This is a genomic window from Pseudolactococcus hodotermopsidis (assembly GCF_011170085.1).
Taxonomy (GTDB): domain Bacteria; phylum Bacillota; class Bacilli; order Lactobacillales; family Streptococcaceae; genus Pseudolactococcus; species Pseudolactococcus hodotermopsidis.
Genome location: NZ_BLLI01000113.1, coordinates 1 through 2,554, shown reverse-complemented (window position 1 = coordinate 2,554; position 2,554 = coordinate 1). Strand labels below are relative to the sequence as shown.

Sequence of the window (2,554 nt, the reverse complement as noted above, 5' to 3'; positions counted from 1 at the left end):
TCGCATTTAGAGCGCCGAATTGGTGGCGTGCGAGCTGGTAGCGGTTCGTATATTTGGACGATAAAAACTGCGGGTTTGCGGGCGCTTAAACAGGCTGGCGAAAATTTGCCAATCTCACGGAAAAATAAATATGAACCAACTTCGCATCATTTAGAACACACGCTGGCAATTACGGAAATTTATGTTCAGCTGACTGAAATCGCCAGAAAAAATCCAAATTTTACGCTTGATTTATTTCTGTTTGAACCAACTTGTTGGCGTGGTTGGTTGGATGCTTTGGGCGGACAAATGCGTTTGAAACCAGATTCATTTGCGGAAATTTCACTGCACGATTATGTTGACAGCTATTTTATTGAGGTGGATAAAAGCACAGAAAGTTTGAACCGAATTGTGAATAAATGCAAGCAATATATTCGTTATTACAACACGGGTTTTGAACAAAAACATAACAATGTTTTTCCGCTCGTCCTCTGGATTGCGCCAGATGAAAAACGAAAAATCGCCATCCAAAAACGCATTCAAGATGAGCTGGCTAATTTTTGGGAATTGTTTCAGGTTGTGAGTTTGGATGAATTTGCGGAGTTTGTGGCGGGAGGAATTGATGATGGAAAATAATGAAAATAGAACAAAAGAAAAATTACCAACTGGAAAATATGAAGTAAAAATCGGACGAACAATTTACATTATCAACAGAAAATTTAACCCAAAAGCCACAAAAAATTTGTCCAATATTTTGCTTAGAATTATGTTGCAAGATAAATAAAAATAGCCACAAAACTTGCCTGAAAACGACTTGCTTTGACTGCCGTTCAGAGTTATACTGAACACGGGAAGATGTGGCTTTTAAGGAGGAAAAGCCGATGAAACCACAAAATAATAGCTCTTTGACAATTAAAGATTACACAGAACTCAATCTTGCCGATTTTGATGAAATGACCATTTTATATTTCCGTTTGTCGCAGGACGATGGCAATGCAGGAGATAGCAATTCAATTCTCAACCAAAAACTTTTGCTTGAAAAATATGCCCAAGAAAAACGGTTCAAAAATCCAGTATTCTTCGTAGATGATGGCATTTCTGGCACAACTTTCAAACGCCCTGGTTTTGAGACGGCGGTTATGCAAGTCAAAAATGGCAAAGCTAAAACTTTCATCGTCAAGGATTTGAGCCGATTTGGGCGAGATTACCTGATTGTGGGAAGTTATACTGAAGTGCTATTTCCAGAGCGTAATGTGCGATTTATTGCCATAAATGATAACGTGGATAGCGACAAAGGACAGGACGATTTTTCTCCCCTGCGCAATCTGTTTAATGAATGGTATGCGAGAGATACGAGCAAAAAGATTAAAGCGGTCAAACACGCCAAAGGCAACGCTGGCGAAAAAATGTGTGCTAATCCGCCTTATGGATATTTGAAAGACCCGAACAACTCGAAAAATTGGGTTGTTGACCCTGTGGCTAGCGAAGTTGTAAAGAAAATTTTTGAGTATTGCAAGAATGGACTCGGACCGAGCCAGATTACCAGAAAACTTCACGCTAACAAAATAATGACGCCTGTTTATCACAAACGTAGTTTGGGGTTAAAATCACAAAAAGTTATCTCAGAAGACCCTTATTTTTGGAGCGACAGTGTTGTTTGTAATATTCTGGAACGCCAAGAATATCTCGGGCATACTGTGAATTTCAAAACTTACCACAAATCTTATAAATCCAAGAAAAATTCTTTCAATCCGAAAGAAAAATGGAAGATTTTTAAGAATACACACGAGGCGATAATTGACCAAGATACATTTGATATTGTGCAAAAAATGCGGATGCATAAACGGGTATATACAAAACGGCTCGTTCATAAAGATATTCCAAATTTGTTTGCAGGATTGGTATTTTGTAATGATTGCGGAAGCAAACACACATTTTGTCCACAAACTAAAAACAATAAGCAGCTTGACCACTATAAATGTATACGATATGGACGACGAATTAACCCTTGTCCTGATACACACTATATTAGGTTGACAGTTTTGGAAGATTTAGTTTTGCGTGATTTTAATTTTTTGACTGATTTTGTGGCAAATCAGGAACAGGAGTTTGTGCGGATTTTACAAGCGCAGTTTGAGATTGAAAGTTCAGAGAAACTCACGAAAGACAAGTCAAAATTGCGGAAACTAAAACGTCGGAATTTAACGTTGGACACTATCGTTCAAAACCTTTATGAAGATAAAATTTCTGGAAATTTGACAACTGAACGATTTGTGAAATTAGCTGAAAATTACGATATTGAACAAGCGGAGATTACCCGAAATATTGAGAAATTAACTAAAAATCTAAATTCTGAATCTGAAAAAATCCAAGATATTGAAAAATTTATGCGAATCGCAAAAAAACATCTGAATTTAACTCAGCTAACACCAAGCATTGTGAACGAGTTGATTGATAAGATTATTATTCACAAGCCAACAGCTAATGGTCAAGAACGGAATAGTAAACGTGTTCAGCAAATTGACATCCATTACCGATTTGTTGGAATGGTTGGCGATGTAACAGATAAGCTATC

At 37.3% G+C, this 2,554-nt stretch carries 3 protein-coding genes; all 3 read left to right on the top strand.

Annotated features, from left to right (window positions below; translation table 11 throughout):
* The coding region (locus tag Hs30E_RS10755; RefSeq protein ID WP_172209931.1) for a replication-relaxation family protein at window positions 1–615 on the top strand (615 nt) is incomplete at its 5' end.
* Complete coding sequence (locus Hs30E_RS10750) at window positions 605–763, top strand: hypothetical protein (RefSeq protein ID WP_172209930.1); 159 nt, start codon at window positions 605–607, stop codon at window positions 761–763. The genes Hs30E_RS10755 and Hs30E_RS10750, both read left to right, overlap by 11 nt.
* Before the next feature lie 97 nt (window positions 764–860).
* On the top strand, window positions 861–2,554 hold a 1,694-nt coding region (locus Hs30E_RS10745), incomplete at its 3' end, for a recombinase family protein (RefSeq protein WP_172209929.1).